Raw genomic sequence first — 19,293 nt, forward strand, 5'->3', positions numbered from 1 at the left:
CGCGCCGGTCGCCGCTTCGATCGGGGCGACCCAGTCAAACTCGTCGCGCTCGAAATAAGCACGCTGCGCCAGGCCCGGGAAATAGAACATCGAGGGTTGCTGCAGATAGAGCTCGCTCCGGCCGAGCAGCAGGTCGAGCGCGTGATGGATCCGGGGACCCGCCACGCGCGGCATGTCCTTGAGGGCCGCGTCGAGATGCGCCGAGAAGCGGCCGGCGACTTCGGTCAGGAAGGTCTCGCCAATCCGGAGCAGGGGGACGAGCGCGGGGGCGATGTTCGCACCTGGCTGGGAGGCAACCGACAGCGCGGTGCGATAGAAGGACTCCGCCGCACGATCGTCCCCACGACGACGCTTGAGCGCCGCCATCGTCAGCAGTGCGCCGAGATGCCGGGGCTCGGTCGCGAGAAAGCGGACGAGCGCGTCGTCGGCCTCGTCGTCGCGCCCGATAGCCTGCGCCGCCTGCGCGATCAGGAACCAGGGCGCGGGCATTCTCGGTGCGCCGTCGCGCAACAGCGACAGCCTTTCATAGGCGACAGCGGCGTTGCCGTTGCGCAGCGCGGTCATGCCCTCACGGGCGAGCGAGTCGGCCTGTGGCCGGGTCAGGTGCATGACGCAGGCTAGCCTGGCAATGAACCGGATACAGCTAAAAACGTCCGGATCGGACCCGCCCGTCTTCCATCCCGGTGGTGCTGGTTCAGCGTGTCCAAAGATCGGTGGCGAGCCGGTCGAGATAATTCGCGGCGCTGCCGGCGGCGGTGGGGGTGTGGAGGCTTGCGAGTGCGGCGGGGTCGAGCGCCTTGGCGGCGTCGAGCAGGCCGCGCCATGGGGTCGATGCGCCGGGCCAGCTTGGGACCAGGATCGCGGCGCCGAGTTCGGCCAGGCGTTCGGCCTTGCGCATCTGTTCGTCGAAATAGCGCCATTCGGGCGCGCAGACATAGGGGCGGCCGACGCGCGCGATTTCGTGGACGATGGTATCGCCACTGGAGGCGACGACGACGTCGGCCGCGGCGATGTGCGCGGTGATCGTCGAGACCCAGCCGCGCAGGTGGAGATTGCCGAAATCGGTCTCATGGCCCTCGCGCTGGACGGGGCCGAGCACCAGCCAGTCGGTCTCTGGCAGCGCGCGCGCGGCCATGGTCAGCGGTGCATAGGGCGTGCCTGCGCCGCCGCCGCCGGTCAGCACGACGACGATCTCACGGTCGGGGGAGAGGCCGAGCATCGCCCGCGCCTCCGCCTTGCCCGGCACGACGTCCCGCGCGGTGCACAGCCCGCCCGCATAATGGGTCATGGCGCGGATCCAGTCAGGGGTCTCGGGCTGTTCGAGCGCTTCGTCAAAGGGCGCGAGCAGGCCGACACAGGCGCGATAGCCGGCGAGATGCGCGGCATCGCCGCGGTTGCCGTGCATCCGGATCCCGATCGCGGGGACGCTGGCGATGCGGGCCAGCAGCGCGATCTCGGCGGAGACGTCGACCACGAACAGCGCAGGATCGACCGCATCGAGATGGTCGAGGATCGTCCGCATCGTCGCGCGGATCGCCGCATCGCCGATCGGCGCGCGGTGGAGGATGTCGGGGGTGGGTTGCGCGGCGAGGGCCGGCGGGGGGCTGGCGCTGGCCGCGCCCTCGTCGGGCAGGGGCACCAGGGTGACGGCGCGCGCGAAGCCGTCGAACAATGCGGGCCGTGCGGTCAGGATCGTGACGGCGCGGCCGGCGGGCAACGCGTCGATGATCGCCATCGCGCGATTGGCATGGCCGCGGCCCTGATGGCCGACATAGAAGGTGATCGGTTGAGGCATTGTCGGGGGATACCCGCTCCGCAGCGGGAAATCCCCTGGGAAATCCCCCGGGAAATCGACAGTGGCCCCGTCGCCGCAAGCCGCCTAGTCTGTGCCGCATGAGCGATGATGACAGGTCCGAACCGACCAAGCTGACGCGGTCGAAGCAACGCTGGGCGAGCGAGGGCAAGTTCCTGACGGGAGTGACGGACCGCGCGGAGGGCGACCGCCTGCCACCGGGGCAGCATCTGGTCCGCGACTGGCCGGTGCTCGATCTCGGCCAGCAGCCTGATATCGCGCGCGAGCGGTGGCGGCTGACGATAGACGGGCTGGTCGAGCGGCCGGTGACGCTCGACTGGGCGGGGTTCATGGCGTTGCCGCAGACCGCGGTGCGGTCGGACATTCACTGCGTCACGACCTGGTCGCGCTACGACAATGACTGGTCGGGCGTGGCGACGCGCGACCTGCTCGACCATGTCGGCCCGGTCGATGCGGCGGCGTTCCTGACGCTGCACGGCTATGACGGCTACACCACCAATGTCCCGCTGGCCGATTTCGCCGCGGCGGACGCGCTGCTCGTCCACAGCTGGCAGGGCAAGCCGCTGACGCGCGAGCATGGCGGCCCGGTCCGCCTCGTCATCCCGCATCTCTATTTCTGGAAAAGCGCGAAGTGGATTTCGCGGATCGAGTTCCTTGGCGCGGACAAGCCGGGCTTCTGGGAGGTCAATGGGTATCACAGGCGCGGCGATCCCTGGGCCGAGGAACGCTACAGCCAGGACTAGAGCAAGGTCGCGCACGCCTCCTCGATCGCGGCATAGATCGCGTCGAGGTCGGCCTCGTCGATGCAATAGGGCGGCATGACGTAGACGGTGTTGCCGAGCGGTCGCAGCAACAGGTCGCGTGCGGTGAAGAAGCGCAGCAGTTTCGGGCCGAGATCCGACAGATAGCCGCGATCGCCGACCTGCAGGTCGACCGCGGCGATCGTGCCGATGCGGCGCGGATTGGTCACGCCGGGCAGGCGGGCGATGCGGTCGAGATGCGCCGCCTGTCGTGCACCGAGTGTCGCGATCCGGTCACGCACCGGCTCGTCGCGCCAGATTGCGAGGTTCGCGTTGGCGGCGGCGCAGGCGATCGGGTTGGCGGTGTAGCTCGAGGAGTGGAAGAACATCCGCGCGCGATCGTCGGACAGATGCGCGTCGAAAATCTCCGCGGTCGCCATCGTCACCGCGAGGGGGACCGCGCCGCCGGTCAAGCCCTTGGACAGGCACAGGATGTCGGGCACGACGCCCGCCTGTTCGCAGGCAAGCAGCGTGCCGGTGCGGCCCCAGCCGGTCATCACCTCGTCGGCGATGAACAGCACGGCGTGACGGGCGCAGATCGCGCGCATCTCCGCGAGCACGTGCGGCGGATAGATCAGCATGCCGCCCGCGCCGAGCACCAGCGGTTCGACGATGAACGCGGCGGGCGCGGCGCGGCATGCCGCCTCGAGCGCGTCGAGCGTGGCCTGTTCGGCGCCGGGGTGCGGGAAGGGGATGGTACCGACGTCGAACAGCAGCGGCGCGTAGGCGCGGTTGTAGACGCCGCGTTCGCCGACCGACATCGTGCCGATCGTGTCGCCGTGATAGCTGTGTTCGAGCACCAGGATCCGGTCGCGCGGTTCGTCGCGGTTGCGCCAGTAACCGAGCGCCATCTTCAGCGCGACCTCGACCGCGGTCGAGCCGGAATCGGAGAAGAAGACGTGGCGCAGCGCCTCGGGCATGATCGCGACGAGTCCGCGTGCGAGCGTTTCGGCGGGTTCGTGCGTCCAGCCGGCGAAGATGATCTGGTCCATCCGCCCCGCCTCCTCGGCGATCGCGGCCATGATCCGGGGATGGCGGTGGCCGTGCGTCGTCACCCACCAGGACGAGATCGCATCGACGATCCGCCGCCCGTCGCTGGTATGAAGCGCCGCCCCCTCGGTCCGGACGATGCGGGGGATCGGGTCGCCCAACCCATGCTGGGTGAAGGGATGCCAGATCGGCGACGTCATCGGAAATCCTCGAGCCGGAAACTGGCGGCGAAAGCGGCGCGGAGCGCGGCGTCGTCGAGCCGGGGGAGCATCGGCAGCCGGCCAAGATGTCGCACGTTGCCCAGCCGGACGATCGCCGCCTCGCTGTGCGGGACCGCATCGCCGACGAACGCGACGCCGAGGATCGGCACGTCGCGGCGGCGCAGCGCCTCGATCGACAACAAGCTGTGGTTGATCGTGCCGAGCGCGGTGCGCGCAACGATCACGACGGGCAGCCGCCACTGCGCGAACAGGTCGGCGAAGACGCAGGTGTCGGTCAGCGGCACCATCACCCCGCCCGCTCCCTCGATCACCAGCGGGCCGGGCAGCGCGGGGGGGACGAGCCGGTCGAGGTCGATCGTCACGCCGTCGAGCGTCGCCGCGCGGTCGGGCGAGCAGGGCGTGGTCAGCCGATAGGCCTCGGGCAGGATCCGCTCCGGCGCGAGGCCGGACAGCGCGGCGACGCGCGACGCATCGCTGCCGCCGTCGAGCCCGGCCTGGACGGGTTTCCAATAGCTTGCGTCGAGCGCGCCCGCGAGCGCGGCGGCAAAGACGGTCTTGCCGACATCGGTGTCGGTGCCGGTAACGACGAGACGGGTCATGACAGGGCCTTTTGCAACGCGTCGCCTAGCCCTGCGATCTGGGGTGTGGTGACGTTGAGCGTGAGCGAGATCCGCAGGCGCGACGTGCCCTTGGGCACGGTCGGCGGGCGGATCCCGCGAACGTCGAACCCTGCCGCCTGGACCGCCGCCGCGACGCGCATCGTCGTCGCATCGTCGCCGAGCACGAGCGGCAGGATCTGCGATCCGGTCGGCACGACGCCGTAGGGCGCGAGCACGGTTTCGGCGGTGGCGATGAGCGCGCGCAGGGCGGTACGGCGTTCGGGTTCGTCGGCGAGGATCTGCAGGCTCGCGCGCGCGGCGCTCGCCATCAGCGGCGAGGGCGCGGTCGAGAAGATGAACGCGCGGGCCCGGTTGACGAGGAAGTCGCGGACAACTTCGGGGCCGCAGACCAGCGCGCCCTCGCACCCCATCGCCTTGCCGCAGGTGCGCAAGGTAACGATGTCGGGTCGCCCCTCCAGATGCCCGGCGAGGCCGCTGCCATCGTCGCCGAACACGCCGGTGGCATGCGCCTCGTCGATCAGGACGACGCCGTCATGCGCCTCGGCGAGCGCGACGAGATCGTCGAGCGGCGCGCGGTCGCCGTCCATGCTGTAGAGGCTTTCGACCGCGATCCAGGGGCGGCCGGTGCCGCCCGCCCGGCGCCACTGCGCGATCGCATCGGCGAAGGCGGTGACGTCGTTATGCGCCGCCGACACCGTCGCCGCGCGGCCGAGCCGCATCCCCTCATGCGCGCTCGCATGGATCAGCGCGTCGTGGACGACGAGGTCGCCGGTCTGCGGCAGCGTCGCGAACAGCGCGGCGTTGGCGGCGTACCCGGTCGAGAAGTACAACGCCGTCTCCGCGCCGAAGAACGCCGCCGCCTCGGCTTCGAGCAGCGCGTGTTCGGGATCATTGCCGCGGAGCAGCCGCGATCCACCCGAACCGACCGCGATCGCCGCGCGCGAGCGCCGCCGCGACGGCCGCGGCGATCCGCCCGCTCTGGCCGAGCGCGAGATAGTCATTGGAGGCGAAATCAACCCCTTGCCGCGCGATCAGCGCGCGGCGACGCGTTGCCGTGGCAAGCGCGGAGAGGTCGCGATGATGCTGGTCGAACGCGGACATCGCGGCAGCCTCTAACGGCAATGCCGCGCCAGCGCGAGCCGGTTGGCCGAAACACCCCGTCATAAAGAGGGATCGTTCGAACGGATCGGGCATTTCTCTCCTATGGTATAGCGGGATCGGCTTGGCTAACCACGATTGCATTCTCCATTCCGGTCGAAGGTACCCTGCCCATGAAGCGCAAGACGCTGACCCAGTTCCTGATCGAACAGCAACGCGAAGCCGGCACGCTGCAGCCGCAGCTGCGCCTGCTGATCGAGGTCGTCGCGCGGTCGTGCAAGGCGATCAGCCATGCGATCGGCAAGGGGGCGCTGGGCGGCGTGCTCGGCAGCCTCGAGAGCGAGAATGTCCAGGGCGAGGTGCAGAAGAAGCTCGACGTGATCGCGAACGAGATGCTGCTCGAGGCGAACGAGTGGGGCGGGCATCTGGCGGCGATGGCGTCGGAGGAGATGGAGACGATCCACCTCGTCCCCAACCGCTATCCCAAGGGCGAATATCTGCTGCTGTTCGATCCGATCGACGGGTCGAGCAATATCGACGTCGACCTGTCGGTCGGCACGATCTTTTCGGTGCTGCGCGCGGCCGAGACCGCGTCGGGTGCCGATGTGTCCGAGCAGGACTTCCTGCAGGCGGGGCAGACCCAGGTCGCGGCGGGCTATGCCGTTTATGGTCCGCAGACGATCCTGGTGCTGACGGTCGGCGCGGGCGTGCACGAGTTCACGCTCGACCGCGAGATCGGGTCGTGGGTGATGACCGACACCAATATCCGCATGCCCGGCGGCAAGCGCGAATTCGCGATCAACACGTCGAATGCGCGCCAATGGTCGCCCGAGGTGACGCGGTTCATCGACGAGCGGATCGCGGGCAAGGACGGGCCGATCGGCACCGATTACAACATGCGCTGGACCGGATCGATGGTCGCCGACGCGCACCGCATCCTCAAGCGCGGCGGCGTGTTCCTGTACCCGCGCGACGTCCGCCAGCCGGGCAAGGTCGGCAAGCTGCGGCTGATGTACGAGGGCAATCCGATGGCGATGCTGATGGAGCAGGCAGGGGGTGCCGCCACCGATGGCGAGCAGCGCATCCTGTCGATCGAGCCGAGCAGCCTGCACCAGCGGATCGGCCTGATCATGGGCGATCCGGCAGAAGTCGAAGCGATAACCACCGCCTATCGGGAGTAGCGCGCATCGTCACCCGCCGGCGGTCGGGGGTGGGGGCATGACGGACGAGGGCGCGCGTTGAAAAGGGGAGAAATTCGATGGAAGTCACCTCACAAAGACTCGCCGAACAGCGTGACGACCGGACGTCGTGGCGACGCCTGATCGACGATCATGACCGTATCGCCGAACGCTGCGCCGACCTCGTCGCGCTGTTGCAGCGGCGCGGGCATAATTGCGCGGCGGCGTCGCGCAAGCTGCTCGAGCTCGCGGTGCTGGTCGCGGATCATCTGGGCGTCGAGGACGAGGTGATCGACCTGACCGCGATCGCGACCGAGGCGGACTATTCGCCCGAGACGGTCGCGGTCATGGCCGCCGAACTCGACGCGTTGCGCCGCGAATGGCGGGTGTTCATCGCGCACTGGCTGCCGACGATCGAGCCCGCCGACTGGTATGAATTCCGCGGCGAGGCCGAGGCGATGCTCGCGCGGCTGACGCATCAGGTGCAGCGCGAAAGCGCGCTGCTGTACGACGATGCCCTGCGCGCGGGGGTGATCGTGACCGGGCCGGTCGACCTGCAATAATCGCGGCGACAGGGTTCTTAACCCGGCGGCGATACCAAGGGCCATGATGCGCGTCCTGACCCTGTCCACGCTGTTCCCCGATGCGAGCCGGCTCAATTTCGGCGTCTTCGTCGAGCGGCAGACGCTGGGGCTCGCGGCGCATCCGGGGGTCGATCTGCGTGTCGTTGCACCGATCGGCCTGCCGCCCGGACCGCTGCGCCTGATGCCGCGTTTTGCGCCGCTTGCGCGGTTGCCGCTCGAGGAGACGTGGCGCGGGGTGGGCGTGCATCGGCCGCGGTTCACGACAATCCCTGCGACCGGGGGGCGGTGGCATGCCGCGGCGCTGACCCGCGCGCTAATCCCGGTGCTCGACGCCGTGCGGTCGGATTTTCCATTCGATGTCATTGATGCGTCGTTCTTTTTTCCCGACGGCGTCGCCGCGGTCGCGCTCGGGCGACGCTATGGCGTGCCCGTGTCGATCAAGGCGCGCGGTGCGGATATTCATCACTGGGGTTGCGCGGCCGGCACACGCGAGCAGATCCGGCGTGCGGGCTGCGCGGCGGACGGGCTGCTCGCGGTCAGCGCGGCGATGCGGGCGGACATGATCGCGATGGGGATGCCGGGGGCGCGGATCCGGGTGCATCATACCGGGGTCGACCAGGACCGGTTCCGCCCGATCGACGCGGCGGCGCGTGCGGCCGAGGCGGCGCGGCTGGGCGTGACGGGGCCGCTGGTGCTGTCGGTCGGGGCGCTGATCCCGCGCAAGGGACATGACGTGGTGATCGAGGCGGTCGCGCGCCTGCCGGGTGTCTCGCTGAGGATCGCGGGCGAGGGGGGCGACCGGGCGCGGCTGGAGGCGCTGATCCGCACGCTCGGCGTGGGGGACAGGGTCCGGCTGCTCGGCAGCGTCGCGCATGAGGCGATTCCGCGGCTGGTCGCGACCGCCGACGTGATGGCGCTGGCCTCGGCGTCCGAGGGGCTCGCGAACGCATGGGTCGAGGCGCTCGCCTGCGGGACGCCGATCGTGATCACCGATGCGGGCGGCGCAGGCGAGGTGGTCACGTCGGGCGAGGCGGGCCGGATCGTGCCGCGCGATGCGGCGGCGTTCGGCGCGGCGATCGCGGGGATCCTGGCGGCACCGCCGGCGAGGGAGGCGACGCGGCGTGTCGCGGCGCGCTTTACCTGGGAGGCCAACAGCGCCGCGCTGTTCGCGCATCTGGCCGGGCTGGTCGGGGGCGGGGCCTAGCGCGCCCGACCAAGCGCCTGAAAAGCCTCAGCCTTCGAGCGGGTAGAGCGCGGCGGCGATCCAGCGGCCTTCGCCACGGAGCACGGCCCAGGCGCGCGCGGCGGCGCGGCTGTCCATCGCCTCGATCCCGACGCCCTGCGCCTCGACCGCGCGGCGGAAGGCGGCGGCGGGCTGGCGCAACTGCGATCCGGTGCCGAGCAGCAGGAATTCGGGTCTGGGCGACAGCGCGAGGACGCTGGCGACATCGTCCGCGCCCAGTGTCTCGAACGGCGGCGGGGTCCAGCCGTCGGCGCGCGACGGGGTGATCAGCAACGCGGTGTAATAGCCGTCGTCGACCCGGAACCCGCCATGACCGATCGCCGAGATCATCGGCCCGTCGGTCTTTTCCTTGTCCATCCTCACGTGCTTGTCCTCACGCGCCGGGCCCGCCGCGCATCAGCGGCCGGCCTTCGGGCCCACGCGCTCGGCGTCGTCGCGGTCGCCCTTGCGGCCCTCGGGCTCGGCGCGCAGGCCGAGCGTGATGAGCAGCGACGACGACACGTAGATCGACGAATAGGTGCCGACGACGATGCCGAGGATCATCGCTGCGGTGAAGCCGCGCAGCACATGGCCGCCGAGTACCAGCATCGCGGTCAGTGCGAGCAGGATCGTGACCGAGGTCATGACGGTACGCGGCAGCGTCTCGTTCACCGACAGATCGATGATCTCGCGCATGTCCATTTTCCGGTAGCGGCGCATATTCTCGCGGATACGGTCGTCGATGACGATCTTGTCGTTGATCGAATAGGAGATGATCGTCAGCACCGCCGCGACGATGTTGAGATCGACCTCAAAATAATCCCGCATCAAAGCGAAAAAGCCGAGCGTCATCAACAGGTCGTGAACGATCGCGACGATCGTCGACACGCCGAACTGCCATTCGAAGCGGACCACTGCGAACAGGCCGATGCCGAGAATGGCCAGTGCCACCGCAAGCGCACCGTTGCGGATCAGCTCGTCCGAAACCTTGCCCGAAATCGTGTCGTATTTCGAGAAGGTTGCGCCCGGGAACTTGACGGCCAAGTCGTCGGACACCCTCTTCACTAGCGCGTTGGTTGCACCCTCGTCGTTCGTCTCGGGCAGCGGCAGGCGGATCGACAGCGTCCGGGGATCGCTAAAGGACTGGATCGACGCTTCGCCGAGTCCGAGCTGGTCGACCTCGGTCCTGACCGCCTCGATCGACGGCGGGGTGGCAAAATTCTCCTCGATCAGCACGCCGCCGACAAAGTCGACGCCCATGTTGAGGCCGCGGACCGCGACCAATCCGACCGCCAGAACGGACAGGAGGATGGTCAGCCCGAACGCCCATTTGCGGAGCGAGACGAACTTCAGGTTGGTGTTGTCGGGTACGAGTTTCAGCAGGCGCATGATGATGTCTCCCGCCTCAAATATTGATCGTGGTGGGGCGGTTCTTGCGCAGCCAGAGCGCCACGAGCATCCGCGTGAAGGTCACCGCGGTGAACACGCTGGTGCAGATGCCGATCAGCAGCACGACCGCAAAGCCCTTGACCGGGCCCGAGCCCAGCAGGAGCATGATCACCCCGGTGATCGCGTGCGTGACGTTGGCCTCGAAGATCGTGCGTGACGCCTCCTTATAGCCGAGCTCGACCGCCTGGACGATGTTGCGTCCGCGGCGGCGTTCCTCACGAATACGCTCGTTGATCAGCACGTTGGCGTCGACCGCGGTACCGATCGTCAGCACGAAGCCGGCGATGCCGGGCAGCGTCAGCGTCGCGTTGAGCATCGCCATGACCGCGACGATCACGAGGATGTTGATGACCACCGCGAGGTTCGCATAGAGGCCGAACCGGCCATAGGTCACGAACATGAACACGATCACCGCGAGCGCCGCGACGATGCTGGCCAGCACGCCGGCGCGGATCGAATCCTTGCCGAGATCGGGGCTGACGGTGCTCTCGGCGATGATCTTCAGATTGATCGGCAGCTTGCCCGACCGCAGCGAGATGGCGAGCGAATTGGCCGATTCGACCGTGAAATTGCCCGAGATCGAGGCACGGCCACCGAGGATCGGCTCGTTGATGTTGGGCGCGGAGATCACCGAATTGTCGAGGATGATCGCGAACGGCTTGTTCGTGTTCTCCTGCGTGACCTTGGCAAAACGTCGGCCACCGACCGCGTCGAAGGTGATCGCCACCTGCGGCGCGTTGGTCTGCGGCTCGAACTCCTGGCGGGCATCGGCGAGCTGATCGCCCGAGATGATCACCGATCGCTTGACCGCGATGAACGGAATGCCCTGCGGATTGCCGGGATAAGGAATGACCTGGCTGCCGACGGGGGCGATGCCCTTGACGAGATCGGCGGGGTTCGCGGTCTCGTCGACCAGCTTGAATTCGAGCTTTGCGGTCTTGCCGAGCAGGTTCTTGAGCGCCTGCGGATTCTGCAGGCCCGGCACCTGGACGACGATACGCGTCGCGCCCTGGCGGACGATCGTCGGCTCCTTGGTGCCGAGTTCGTCGATGCGGCGGCGGACGACTTCGGTCGCGTCCTTCATCGCGGTGTCGATCGCCTGCTGGAGCCCGGCCTCGGTCGGCTTGAGCACGAACCGGCTCGTGTCGACGACGTTGATGTCCCATTCGCGCTGGCCGCTCATCCCGGCGCCACCGCCAGTGATGGAGAGCAGCCGCTCGCGCGCGGCATCGACCTGGCTCGGATCGCGGAGCAGGAAGCTAAGCTGCCCGCCACGCACCGAAATGTCGCCGATCGCGATCCGCGGCGTGCCGTTGCGCATCGTGCCCGCGATGCTGTCGCGCATCGCCTCGATCCGCGAATTGGCGAGATCGGCGGTGTCCGCCTCGAGCAGCAGATAGCTGCCGCCCGCCAGATCGAGACCCAGGTTGATCCGCTTATGCGGAATCGCCCCCCACTTGCTGGTCGTCGATTCGGAGAAGAAGCTCGGGATCGCAAGCGCGCAGAGCACGGCCAGCAGGCCGATGATCGACGCGACCTTCCAGCGGGGGAAATCCAACATCAGTCGTTCGCCGGCTTCGTGTTCGGGCTGGTGATGTCGGTGAGCGTCGCCTTGACGACGCGGACGCGCGTGTTGGGCGCGATCTCGATCTCGACGATCGCGTCCTCGACCTTGGTCACCTTGCCGATGATGCCGCCGGCGGTGACGACGCTGTCATTCTTCTTGACCGCCGCGACCGACGCCTGGAGCGCCTTCATCCGCTTTTGCTGCGGACGGATCATCAGGAAATAGAAGACGACGAAGACGAGGAAGAGCGGCGCAAGGCTCAGAAACGAGGCGATGCCGCCCGATGTCGCCGTCTCGCCGGCGGCCTGCGCATATGCTGGGGAAATGAACATGGAGTCCCGTTTTGGCTGGTGGGCAGGCGCCATACGCCCGCGCTCGCATGGGCGATGCCGCTATCACCGGTTGCCGCCCCGCGCAACCAATGTGCGCCGGTGAAGCGTGGCCAGGCCGCGATGAGACGGACGAATATGGGCTTTGCCGCAATCGCGTGCTTGCATTGCGCGCAACATCCGCATAATGCGCGCCCTTCGGTCGGGGCGTAGCGCAGCCTGGTAGCGCATCACACTGGGGGTGTGGGGGTCGCAGGTTCGAATCCTGTCGCCCCGACCAGAAATTTCCGGAGCCGGCCGCCAGAGGCGACGCCGCTCCCCGGCACGAAATATCGTGCCATTCCAGATCCTGGCGTCAGCGTTTGCAGACAGGACCGGTGCGTGCCGCGACCTGATCCGCGACGATCCGCATCGCGCCCTTGTCGGTGTCGCCGGTCATCGTCATCCGCGCGGTAAAGCCGGTCGCGCCATAGCTGCCCGCGCGGACGATCCGCATCGGCGGCCCCTTTTTCTGCGGACAGCTCATCACGTGATCGATCCGCCCGCCTGAGAACTGCGCGCGCTCGACGGTGCAACGCGCCTCGGGCTTGGGGACGAACAGCGCGGCGACGCCCGACGAGGCCTGTTCAGGCGGCAGGCATTTGCGCTCGGTCTTCGATTTTCCGCGCATCATCCGCAGGATAAACCCCGGCGCACCCGGAATGACGAGCTCGACCGCGGTCGAGGTGATCGCCCAGGCGCCGGGCGGCAGCGCCTGCGCCGACGCGGCGGCGGGGAGCAGGAGAAGGGCGGACAGCAGGACGGGATGGCGCATAGGAGGGGCAGTCTGTAGCGCCGGCGGGGTGCTGGCAAGCGGTGTGACAGGGGTTTTCATGGGCGAGATCATCAATTTGCGGCGGGCGCGCAAAGCGCGGGCGCGGCGCGAGGCGGGGGTGGTGGCGGACGCGAACCGGGCGGCGTTCGGGCGGACCAAGGCGGAGCGCGCGCGGGATGCTGAGGAGCGGGCGCGGGGGGAGCGGGTGCTGGATGGGGCGCGGCTTGATGGGGAGGAAAGCTGAGGTTTGGGAGCGGGTTGCGGGGTGATCAGGGGGTGGGTTTGCTGGGCTCTGGATCCTGACTTTCGTCAGGATGACGGATGGGAGTGGATGTTCGTCTTTTACCATTCGTGCCGCTGATCTTGCTTTTCGCTAACCTATATGGTTATATGGTTGCGGGCAAATCGGGGGGATCGGGGATGGAGATCGGTGGGCTGATCGATGCGGTGATCGATCGTGAGGGCGGGTACGGCGATCATCCGGCGGATCGCGGGGGGGCGACGCGGTTCGGGATCACGCAGGCGGTGGCGCGGGCGCATGGGTTTGCGGGGGACATGCGGGTGTTTCCGCGGGCGGCGGCGGTCGCGATCTATCGGCAGGCTTACTGGATTGACCCCGGATATGAGGGGGTTGGCCGGATCGCGCCGGATATTGCGGGCGAATTGTTCGATACCGGGGTGAATATGGGGCCGGCGGTCGCGAGCGGGTTTCTGCAGCGCGCGCTGAACGCGCTCAATCGCGGGGCGAGCGATTATCCCGACCTCGTCGTCGATGGCCGGATCGGGGCGGGGACGCTGGCGGCGCTGGCGGGGTTCCTCAAGCGACGCGGGGCGGGGGGCGAGGCGGTGCTGCTGAAGGCGATCGAGGCACTGCAGGGCGAGCGCTATGTCGCGCTGGCGGAGCGGCGGCCGGCGAACGAGGCGTTCCTTTATGGCTGGCTCGCGAACCGGGCCTGAGGCGGAAAGCGCCACTTTTCCAGGGGGGTGTCATGACGAGAGGCGTTGAGGAGGGGGCGGAGCTGCCCGCCAATCCGTGGGTGACGCGGGCGCGGCCGGGGTTCCTGTACGTGATGTACGCGTTGCTGCTGGGGGCGATCCCGGTGGGGCTGCTCGCGGCGGTGCGGCCGGCGGCGGCGCAGGCGATCGCGGCGGGCGTGGGGGCGTATCTGGGGGCGATCCCCGAGCCGCTCTATGCGCTCTTCGGGACGGGGTATCTGGGGTACACCGCGGCGCGTGAGTGGGGGAAGCGGCGGTGAGTGGGGCTGGTATCGGAGCGGCGCGCGTGGCGTTCGGGGCTCTGGGTCCTGACGTTCGTCAGGATGACGAAAAGGGGGAAGGTAACCGGGAAGCCGACAGGGAAGTCGAGCGGGAGGGTGAGGGGGTGGTGCAGGGGGTGGGTGCAGCGGACCGTTGCGTGGTCGAAAGCGCACCCTACATCGCGGTCATGAGTGCAAATGATCCCCACGCCATGCCGGTCTGGCACGGCACCACCATCCTTTCGGTCCGGCGCGGCGGCAAGGTCGTCGTGATCGGCGACGGCCAGGTCTCGATGGGCCAGACGGTCATGAAACCCAATGCGCGCAAGGTGCGGCGGCTCGGCGACGGGTCGGTGATCGGCGGGTTCGCCGGCGCGACCGCGGACGCCTTCACGCTGTTCGAACGGCTCGAACGCAAGCTGGAGCAGCATCAGGGGCAGTTGCTCCGTGCCGCGGTCGAGCTCGCCAAGGACTGGCGGACCGACAAGTTCCTGCGCAACCTGGAAGCGATGATGATCGTCGCGGACAAGGACGTGACGCTGATCCTGACGGGCAATGGCGACGTGCTCGAGCCCGAGAACGGCGTCGCGGCGATCGGATCGGGCGGCAACTACGCGCTCGCCGCGGCGCGCGCGCTGGTCGAGTATGAGAGCGATGCCGAAGTGCTGTGCCGCAAGGCGATGGGAATCGCGTCCGAGCTCTGCGTGTACACCAATGACCGGCTGACCGTGGAGTCGATGGACTCGACCAGCTGATTTCGACGCCCCTCCCGTTCGGGGGAGGGGTCGGGTCGGGCTTCACCAGGCGCCCGTCCCGCGGATAGTCCCCACCCCCAACCCCTCCCCTGAAGGGGAGGGGCGAAGAAGAGTGATCATGAACGACCAGCTTACCCCCAAGGCCATCGTGGCCGCGCTCGATGCGCATATCATCGGCCAGGCCGCGGCCAAGCGCGCGGTCGCGGTGGCGATGCGTAACCGGTGGCGGCGCCAGCAGCTCAGCGAGGATCTGCGCGACGAGGTGACGCCGAAGAACATCCTGATGATCGGGCCCACCGGCTGCGGCAAGACCGAGATCAGCCGGCGGCTGGCGAAGCTGGCCGATGCGCCGTTCGTCAAGGTCGAGGCGACCAAGTTCACCGAGGTCGGCTATGTCGGCCGCGACGTCGAGCAGATCGCGCGCGACCTGGTCGAGGAGGCGATCCGGCTGGAAAAGGAGCGCCGGCGGATCGCGGTGAAGGACAAGGCGGAGGAGGCGGCGATGGGCCGGCTGCTCGACGCGCTGGTCGGCAAGGATTCGAGCACCGCGACGCGCGAAAGCTTCAAGCAGCGGTTCCTCGACGGGCATCTGAACGCCGCCGAGGTCGAGATCGAGGTCGAGCAGACGCCGACGACGCCGTTCGAGATCCCCGGTGGGGCGCCGCAGATGATCAACATCGGCGAGATGATGAAGTCGCTCGGCGGCGGGCAGCAGCTGAAGCGCCGCAAGCTGACGGTGACCGCGGCGTGGGACAAGCTGGTCGAGGAAGAGGCCGACAAGCGTCTCGACCAGGACGAGGTGAGTCGCGTCGCGCTGGCGGATGCCGAGGCGAATGGGATCGTGTTCCTCGACGAGATCGACAAGATCGCGGTGTCGGACGGGCGCGGCGGGTCGGTGAGCCGCGAGGGCGTGCAGCGCGATTTGCTGCCGCTGATCGAGGGGACGACGGTCGCGACCAAATACGGGCCGATGAAGACGGACCATATCCTGTTCATCGCGAGCGGGGCGTTCCATGTCGCCAAGCCGAGCGACCTGCTGCCCGAATTGCAGGGGCGTCTGCCGATCCGGGTCGAGCTGAAGGGCCTGACCGAGGGGGACTTCGTCGCGATCCTGTCGGATACCAAGGCGTCGCTGCCGCTGCAGTACAAGGCGCTGATCGCCACCGAAGGCGTCGAGATCCGCTTCACCGAGGACGGCATCGCCGCGGTCGCGCGGATCGCCGCGGAGGTGAATGCCGAGGTCGAGAATATCGGCGCACGGCGGTTGCAGACGGTGATGGAGAAGCTGCTCGAGGACGTCAGCTACAATGCCGAGGATCGCGGCGGGTCGAGCGTGGTGATCGACGGGGCGTATGTCGACAGCCAGCTGAAGGAGATTGCGCGGAATACGGATCTCAGCCGGTTCGTGCTTTAGTCTGGGGGTGAGCGGGGGGGGTGAGGTACGCTCCCCCGCTCCGTTCGTGCTGAGCGAAGTCGAAGCACTTGGCGCCGGCCCTTCGACTTCGCTCAGGGCGAACGGGCGGGGGCGCAGGCCCTTCGACTTCGGTCGGGGCAAGCGGGTGGGGGGCGGTTCCCGCCCTCTTCGTCATCCTGGGCTTGACCCAGGATCCAGGGTTACGGGCGGGGTCGCTTTTGGCTCTGGGTCCTGACTTTCGTCAGGATGACGCGGGGTGAGGTGGCGCGCGCACCACGGTCGTCAGCCTGGGGGAGGCGTGGTCCGTCGCTTGGCGGGCGCTACAGCACCACCGTCTGCGGGCGCGCGGCCTTGAGCGCGGCGAGGACCATGGTTTCCCAGATGGCGGGGTCGCCGGCGGCGGCCATGGTCTGGTCGGGTTCGCGCAAGGTGCGCAGGACCGCGAGCGCGTCGGGGAGATAATCGGTCCAGGCGTCGTCGATCAGGCGCGATGCGGAGGCGGCGTCGCCGCCGGCATTGGCGCTGATCCGCTGGCCCGCCAGGACGCGGGCGATGCGTTCGGCGATCGGGGTATTCGAGACGTCCATCAGTCTTCTCCTCGCAGGTCTGCCTATAGCAAACCCGCGAGGCAAAGACATGGGGCCTTAGCGTGCCGAGCTGGGGCCGGCGCCGCGGCCCTGGCCGCCGGGGCGACCGCCACCGGCCGGGCGACCACCGCCCTGGCCGCCAGGACGACCGCCGCCCTGGGGACGACCGCCGCCGCCACCCTGGCCACCGCCACCCTGACCGCCACGGCTCGCACCCGCATAGTTGCGGCCGGTAGTGCCGGTCGCGCGGGGGGCGTGGGTGGCGCGGGGACGCGCGGGATCGCGCGGACGGTCGATCCGGACTTCGGGATCGGCGCCCATCGTCTTGACGCGGGTCTGCTTGATCTGGTTCGACAGGTTGACGAAATCGTCGGGCAGCGGGCGGACCGTCACCTTCTGGCGGGTGATCCGCTCGATGTCGCGCAGATAGGCCTTCTCGTCATCCGCGCAGAACGCGACGGCGATGCCGCTGGCGCCCGCACGCGCGGTGCGGCCGATGCGGTGGACATATTGCTCGGCAACGTTGGGCAGCTCGAAGTTGATGACGTGGCTGACGCCCGAGACGTCGATGCCGCGTGCGGCGATGTCGGTCGCGATCAGGACCTTGACCTTGCCCTGCTTGAATTCGCCCAGCGCGCGCTCGCGCTGGCCCTGGCTCTTGTTGCCGTGGATCGCGTTCGAGGCGATGCCGTTGCCCGCGAGCAGCTTCACGACGCGGTCGGCGCCGTGCTTGGTGCGCGTGAAGACGAGCGCGCGGTCGATCGCCGGATCACCCAGCGTGATCGTCAGCAGTGCCTGCTTTTCCGACTGGTTGCAGAAGGTGACATACTGGTCGACGCGCTCTGCGGTGGTCGCGGCGGGCTTGACCGAGACGGTCTTCGGATCGAGCAGGAACTGCGAGGCGAGATCGCGGATCGCGGTCGGCATCGTCGCCGAGAAGAACAGCGTCTGGCGCTTCTTCGGCAGCATGCGGACGATCTTCTTCAGCGCGTGGATGAAGCCGAGGTCCATCATCTGGTCGGCTTCGTCGAGCACGAGGATCTCGATCATCGACAGGTTGCAGAAGCCCTGCTCGATCAGATCGATCAGGCGGCCCGGCGTTGCGACGAGGATGTCGACGCCGCGGCTGAGATCCTGGCGGTTCTTGTTGATGCTGGTGCCGCCGAACACGGTGGTCACCGACATCTTGCTGAACTGGCCATAGGCGCGTGCGCTGTCGGCGATCTGGCTGGCGAGTTCGCGGGTCGGCGCGAGGACGAGCATGCGGCAATGCGTCGGCAGGACGCGCTTCTGCGTCTCGGTCAGGCGCTGGATCGAGGGGAGCACGAACGCGGCGGTCTTGCCGGTGCCGGTCTGCGCGATGCCGAGCAGGTCGCCGCCCTCGAGCAGGATCGGGATCGACTGGGCCTGGATCGGCGTCGGCTCGGTATAGCCCTTGGCTTCGAGCGCGCGGACGAGGGGCTCGGCGAGGCCGAGGTTGGAAAAGGACATGAATAGTCTCTCAAATGTGCCGGGCTCGCGAATCCACAGGAGGACGCGCGAGGGGCGTGGTGTTTTGACACCCCGCGTGAAAAGGGAAGCCCGTTAGAAACGACCGAGGCGGAGCCTGGACCTTGTTCAGGTCCGATCACGCTGCATGACACCTCGATGGCGGTCAGATGCGCGCGACCGGTCGAAAAGTCAAGAGTGGCCGGGTTGGGGGCGTTGGCCCAGGGCGTCAGGGGCGCGTCTGGGTCAGGTGGAGATAGCGTTCGCTGAATTCGGCGGCGTCGCGCAGCGCGCACCAGTCGACGACGCCGATCTGCCGCTTGCGGCGCGTGATCAGCCCGTCGGTCTCGAGCGCGCGGAGCACGCGGTTGACGTGGACCGGGGTCAGGCCGAGCGCATCGCCCATCTGTTCCTGAGTCATCGGCAGTTCGTAGCTGCCGTCCGCGTCGCTGAGCGAGGAGGCGCGCAGCCGGGCGGAGAATTCGCAGAGCAGGTGCGCGAGCCGCATCTTGGCGTTGCGGCGACCGACATTGAGCAGCCATTCGCGGTGGATCGACGCCTCGACCAGCGCCTCGATCCACAAGGCGGTGGCGATCTTCGGCGAGACCGCGACGATCTCGCGCAGCGCGGGGATGGGGATCTCGGCGACGGTGATCCGGGTCAGCGCCTGGACGTCGTGATCCGATTCCTCGAGGAACAGGTTCTGGAGATCGATGAAGTCGCCGGGCATCAGGATCGAGACGATCTCGCGTTCGCCATCGGGGGTGAGCTTCTGGCGATAGGCGAAGCCGTCGATCACGAACGCGCAGCGCAGCGGGCGCTGCCCCTCGCGCAGCATGTAGGTCGACTGATCGATCGTGCGCAGCTTGCACGGCAGCGCCGCGATCGCCACGCGATCCGCCGCGCTCAGCTCGACCCGGGTCGCGAGCTTGGCAATCAGATGATCGGTGACGACGATGGGGTAATCCACATGCAGGCTCCGCTCGGGCGGGAGCATATCGAACTCTCAGTCGCCGGGTTAAGCATAGCTTGCCCAGAGGCGCCCTGCACTATCACAGGCGTTATAGTCTCGCTCAAACATAGGTTAGACGCGCATTTCGGAAATTGT

Annotated in this window: 19 protein-coding genes, 1 tRNA gene and 3 pseudogenes; 10 read left to right on the forward strand and 13 right to left on the reverse strand. The window is 68.2% G+C overall.

What is annotated here, in order from left to right; translation table 11 throughout:
- Both sphst_RS12545 and sphst_RS12550 read right to left on the reverse strand, forming a co-directional pair.
- A pseudogene (locus sphst_RS12545) lies at window positions 1-609 on the reverse strand (aspartyl/asparaginyl beta-hydroxylase domain-containing protein); the annotation flags it as partial.
- Window positions 610-694: 85 nt separating this feature from the next.
- Window positions 695-1,795, reverse strand: coding sequence for a glycosyl transferase (locus sphst_RS12550; protein WP_107045611.1), 1,101 nt, complete (start codon window positions 1,793-1,795; stop codon window positions 695-697).
- A gap of 98 nt (window positions 1,796-1,893) precedes the next feature.
- Between sphst_RS12550 and sphst_RS12555 the strand changes: the two genes are divergently transcribed.
- On the forward strand, window positions 1,894-2,556 hold the full coding sequence (locus sphst_RS12555) for a sulfite oxidase-like oxidoreductase (protein ID WP_031395159.1): 663 nt from the start codon (window positions 1,894-1,896) through the stop codon (window positions 2,554-2,556).
- Here sphst_RS12555 and sphst_RS12560 read toward each other — a convergent pair.
- From sphst_RS12560 to sphst_RS12570, 3 genes and pseudogenes are all read right to left on the reverse strand, one after another.
- The gene (locus sphst_RS12560; protein WP_107045612.1) at window positions 2,553-3,803 is read right to left on the reverse strand and encodes an adenosylmethionine--8-amino-7-oxononanoate transaminase; all 1,251 of its coding nucleotides are present in this window, start codon (window positions 3,801-3,803) and stop codon (window positions 2,553-2,555) included. The genes sphst_RS12555 and sphst_RS12560 overlap by 4 nt on opposite strands.
- Window positions 3,800-4,423: a dethiobiotin synthase gene (bioD, locus tag sphst_RS12565; protein WP_107045613.1), complete on the reverse strand. Its 624-nt coding sequence runs from the start codon at window positions 4,421-4,423 to the stop codon at window positions 3,800-3,802. Before bioD ends, sphst_RS12560 begins: the two co-directional genes overlap by 4 nt.
- Window positions 4,420-5,545 (reverse strand): annotated as a pseudogene (locus tag sphst_RS12570) (8-amino-7-oxononanoate synthase). The gene bioD and the pseudogene sphst_RS12570 overlap by 4 nt, the downstream one beginning before the upstream one ends.
- Before the next feature lie 170 nt (window positions 5,546-5,715).
- Between sphst_RS12570 and sphst_RS12575 the strand changes: the two are divergent.
- The 3 genes from sphst_RS12575 to sphst_RS12585 all read left to right on the forward strand — a co-directional run bounded on the left by sphst_RS12575 (window position 5,716) and on the right by sphst_RS12585 (window position 8,508).
- The gene (locus sphst_RS12575) at window positions 5,716-6,723 is read left to right on the forward strand and encodes a class 1 fructose-bisphosphatase (RefSeq protein WP_031395046.1); all 1,008 of its coding nucleotides are present in this window, start codon (window positions 5,716-5,718) and stop codon (window positions 6,721-6,723) included.
- Window positions 6,724-6,800: 77 nt separating this feature from the next.
- A complete protein-coding gene (locus sphst_RS12580; protein WP_031395045.1) occupies window positions 6,801-7,283 on the forward strand; it encodes a hemerythrin domain-containing protein in 483 nt (160 codons plus the stop codon).
- 43 nt (window positions 7,284-7,326) lie between these two features.
- The gene (locus sphst_RS12585; protein WP_107045614.1) at window positions 7,327-8,508 is read left to right on the forward strand and encodes a glycosyltransferase; all 1,182 of its coding nucleotides are present in this window, start codon (window positions 7,327-7,329) and stop codon (window positions 8,506-8,508) included.
- Between the two features lie 27 nt (window positions 8,509-8,535).
- Here the strand turns inward: sphst_RS12585 and sphst_RS12590 are convergent, their stop codons facing one another.
- From sphst_RS12590 to yajC, 4 genes are read right to left on the reverse strand one after another with little or no spacing between them, the layout of a single operon-like run.
- The gene (locus tag sphst_RS12590; protein ID WP_082447040.1) at window positions 8,536-8,904 is read right to left on the reverse strand and encodes an Mth938-like domain-containing protein; all 369 of its coding nucleotides are present in this window, start codon (window positions 8,902-8,904) and stop codon (window positions 8,536-8,538) included.
- A 39-nt stretch (window positions 8,905-8,943) separates the two neighbouring features.
- On the reverse strand, window positions 8,944-9,915 hold the full coding sequence (gene secF / locus sphst_RS12595; protein WP_056409034.1) for a protein translocase subunit SecF: 972 nt from the start codon (window positions 9,913-9,915) through the stop codon (window positions 8,944-8,946).
- Window positions 9,916-9,931: 16 nt separating this feature from the next.
- Window positions 9,932-11,536 carry a protein translocase subunit SecD gene (gene secD, locus sphst_RS12600; protein WP_056409036.1) on the reverse strand — a complete coding sequence of 535 codons (1,605 nt, stop codon included), beginning with the start codon at window positions 11,534-11,536 and terminating at the stop codon, window positions 9,932-9,934.
- Window positions 11,536-11,874, reverse strand: a complete 339-nt coding sequence (gene yajC, locus sphst_RS12605; RefSeq protein ID WP_031395363.1) for a preprotein translocase subunit YajC — start codon at window positions 11,872-11,874, stop codon at window positions 11,536-11,538. Before yajC ends, secD begins: the two co-directional genes overlap by 1 nt.
- Window positions 11,875-12,074: 200 nt before the next feature.
- On the opposite strand from yajC, the gene sphst_RS12610 reads away from it, so the two are divergent.
- Window positions 12,075-12,151, forward strand: a tRNA-Pro gene (locus sphst_RS12610).
- A 75-nt stretch (window positions 12,152-12,226) separates the two neighbouring features.
- On the opposite strand, the gene sphst_RS12615 is transcribed toward sphst_RS12610, so the two are convergent.
- The gene (locus tag sphst_RS12615; protein WP_234387634.1) at window positions 12,227-12,745 is read right to left on the reverse strand and encodes a DUF3617 domain-containing protein; all 519 of its coding nucleotides are present in this window, start codon (window positions 12,743-12,745) and stop codon (window positions 12,227-12,229) included.
- On the opposite strand from sphst_RS12615, the gene sphst_RS12620 reads away from it, so the two are divergent.
- The 5 genes and pseudogenes from sphst_RS12620 to hslU all read left to right on the forward strand — a co-directional run bounded on the left by sphst_RS12620 (window position 12,744) and on the right by hslU (window position 16,110).
- The gene (locus sphst_RS12620; RefSeq protein WP_107045615.1) at window positions 12,744-12,929 is read left to right on the forward strand and encodes a DUF4169 family protein; all 186 of its coding nucleotides are present in this window, start codon (window positions 12,744-12,746) and stop codon (window positions 12,927-12,929) included. The two genes, sphst_RS12615 and sphst_RS12620, sit on opposite strands and share 2 nt — an antisense overlap.
- Window positions 12,930-13,105: 176 nt before the next feature.
- Window positions 13,106-13,642: a glycoside hydrolase family 108 protein gene (locus tag sphst_RS12625; RefSeq protein ID WP_107045616.1), complete on the forward strand. Its 537-nt coding sequence runs from the start codon at window positions 13,106-13,108 to the stop codon at window positions 13,640-13,642.
- 71 nt (window positions 13,643-13,713) lie between these two features.
- Window positions 13,714-13,941 (forward strand): annotated as a pseudogene (locus sphst_RS12630) (3TM-type holin); the annotation flags it as partial.
- A 212-nt stretch (window positions 13,942-14,153) separates the two neighbouring features.
- Entirely contained in the window at window positions 14,154-14,696 is a 543-nt protein-coding gene (gene hslV / locus sphst_RS12635) for an ATP-dependent protease subunit HslV (protein ID WP_081874259.1), read from the forward strand.
- A gap of 118 nt (window positions 14,697-14,814) precedes the next feature.
- On the forward strand, window positions 14,815-16,110 hold the full coding sequence (hslU, locus tag sphst_RS12640; protein ID WP_031393589.1) for an ATP-dependent protease ATPase subunit HslU: 1,296 nt from the start codon (window positions 14,815-14,817) through the stop codon (window positions 16,108-16,110).
- A 320-nt stretch (window positions 16,111-16,430) separates the two neighbouring features.
- Here hslU and sphst_RS12645 read toward each other — a convergent pair whose 3' ends face one another.
- The 3 genes from sphst_RS12645 to sphst_RS12655 form a co-directional block, all read right to left on the reverse strand.
- On the reverse strand, window positions 16,431-16,697 hold the full coding sequence (locus tag sphst_RS12645; protein WP_037530941.1) for a hypothetical protein: 267 nt from the start codon (window positions 16,695-16,697) through the stop codon (window positions 16,431-16,433).
- 57 nt (window positions 16,698-16,754) lie between these two features.
- A complete protein-coding gene (locus sphst_RS12650) occupies window positions 16,755-18,188 on the reverse strand; it encodes a DEAD/DEAH box helicase (protein ID WP_056679374.1) in 1,434 nt (477 codons plus the stop codon).
- A gap of 226 nt (window positions 18,189-18,414) precedes the next feature.
- Window positions 18,415-19,155 carry a Crp/Fnr family transcriptional regulator gene (locus tag sphst_RS12655; protein ID WP_234387635.1) on the reverse strand — a complete coding sequence of 247 codons (741 nt, stop codon included), beginning with the start codon at window positions 19,153-19,155 and terminating at the stop codon, window positions 18,415-18,417.
- Window positions 19,156-19,293: the final 138 nt, after the last annotated feature.

The organism is Sphingomonas sp. STIS6.2, assembly GCF_000732685.2.
In the GTDB taxonomy this organism is placed as follows: domain Bacteria; phylum Pseudomonadota; class Alphaproteobacteria; order Sphingomonadales; family Sphingomonadaceae; genus Sphingomonas; species Sphingomonas aerolata.

Coding starts and splice junctions, on each gene's coding strand:
- sphst_RS12550 (WP_107045611.1), bottom strand. CDS start 1,795: ATGCCTCAACCGATCACCTTCTATGTCGGCCATCAGGGCCGCGGCCAT.
- sphst_RS12555 (WP_031395159.1), top strand. CDS start 1,894: ATGAGCGATGATGACAGGTCCGAACCGACCAAGCTGACGCGGTCGAAG.
- sphst_RS12560 (WP_107045612.1), bottom strand. CDS start 3,803: ATGACGTCGCCGATCTGGCATCCCTTCACCCAGCATGGGTTGGGCGAC.
- bioD (WP_107045613.1), bottom strand. CDS start 4,423: ATGACCCGTCTCGTCGTTACCGGCACCGACACCGATGTCGGCAAGACC.
- sphst_RS12575 (WP_031395046.1), top strand. CDS start 5,716: ATGAAGCGCAAGACGCTGACCCAGTTCCTGATCGAACAGCAACGCGAA.
- sphst_RS12580 (WP_031395045.1), top strand. CDS start 6,801: ATGGAAGTCACCTCACAAAGACTCGCCGAACAGCGTGACGACCGGACG.
- sphst_RS12585 (WP_107045614.1), top strand. CDS start 7,327: ATGATGCGCGTCCTGACCCTGTCCACGCTGTTCCCCGATGCGAGCCGG.
- sphst_RS12590 (WP_082447040.1), bottom strand. CDS start 8,904: ATGGACAAGGAAAAGACCGACGGGCCGATGATCTCGGCGATCGGTCAT.
- secF (WP_056409034.1), bottom strand. CDS start 9,915: ATGCGCCTGCTGAAACTCGTACCCGACAACACCAACCTGAAGTTCGTC.
- secD (WP_056409036.1), bottom strand. CDS start 11,536: ATGTTGGATTTCCCCCGCTGGAAGGTCGCGTCGATCATCGGCCTGCTG.
- yajC (WP_031395363.1), bottom strand. CDS start 11,874: ATGTTCATTTCCCCAGCATATGCGCAGGCCGCCGGCGAGACGGCGACA.
- sphst_RS12620 (WP_107045615.1), top strand. CDS start 12,744: ATGGGCGAGATCATCAATTTGCGGCGGGCGCGCAAAGCGCGGGCGCGG.
- sphst_RS12615 (WP_234387634.1), bottom strand. CDS start 12,745: ATGAAAACCCCTGTCACACCGCTTGCCAGCACCCCGCCGGCGCTACAG.
- sphst_RS12625 (WP_107045616.1), top strand. CDS start 13,106: ATGGAGATCGGTGGGCTGATCGATGCGGTGATCGATCGTGAGGGCGGG.
- hslV (WP_081874259.1), top strand. CDS start 14,154: ATGCCGGTCTGGCACGGCACCACCATCCTTTCGGTCCGGCGCGGCGGC.
- hslU (WP_031393589.1), top strand. CDS start 14,815: ATGAACGACCAGCTTACCCCCAAGGCCATCGTGGCCGCGCTCGATGCG.
- sphst_RS12645 (WP_037530941.1), bottom strand. CDS start 16,697: ATGGACGTCTCGAATACCCCGATCGCCGAACGCATCGCCCGCGTCCTG.
- sphst_RS12650 (WP_056679374.1), bottom strand. CDS start 18,188: ATGTCCTTTTCCAACCTCGGCCTCGCCGAGCCCCTCGTCCGCGCGCTC.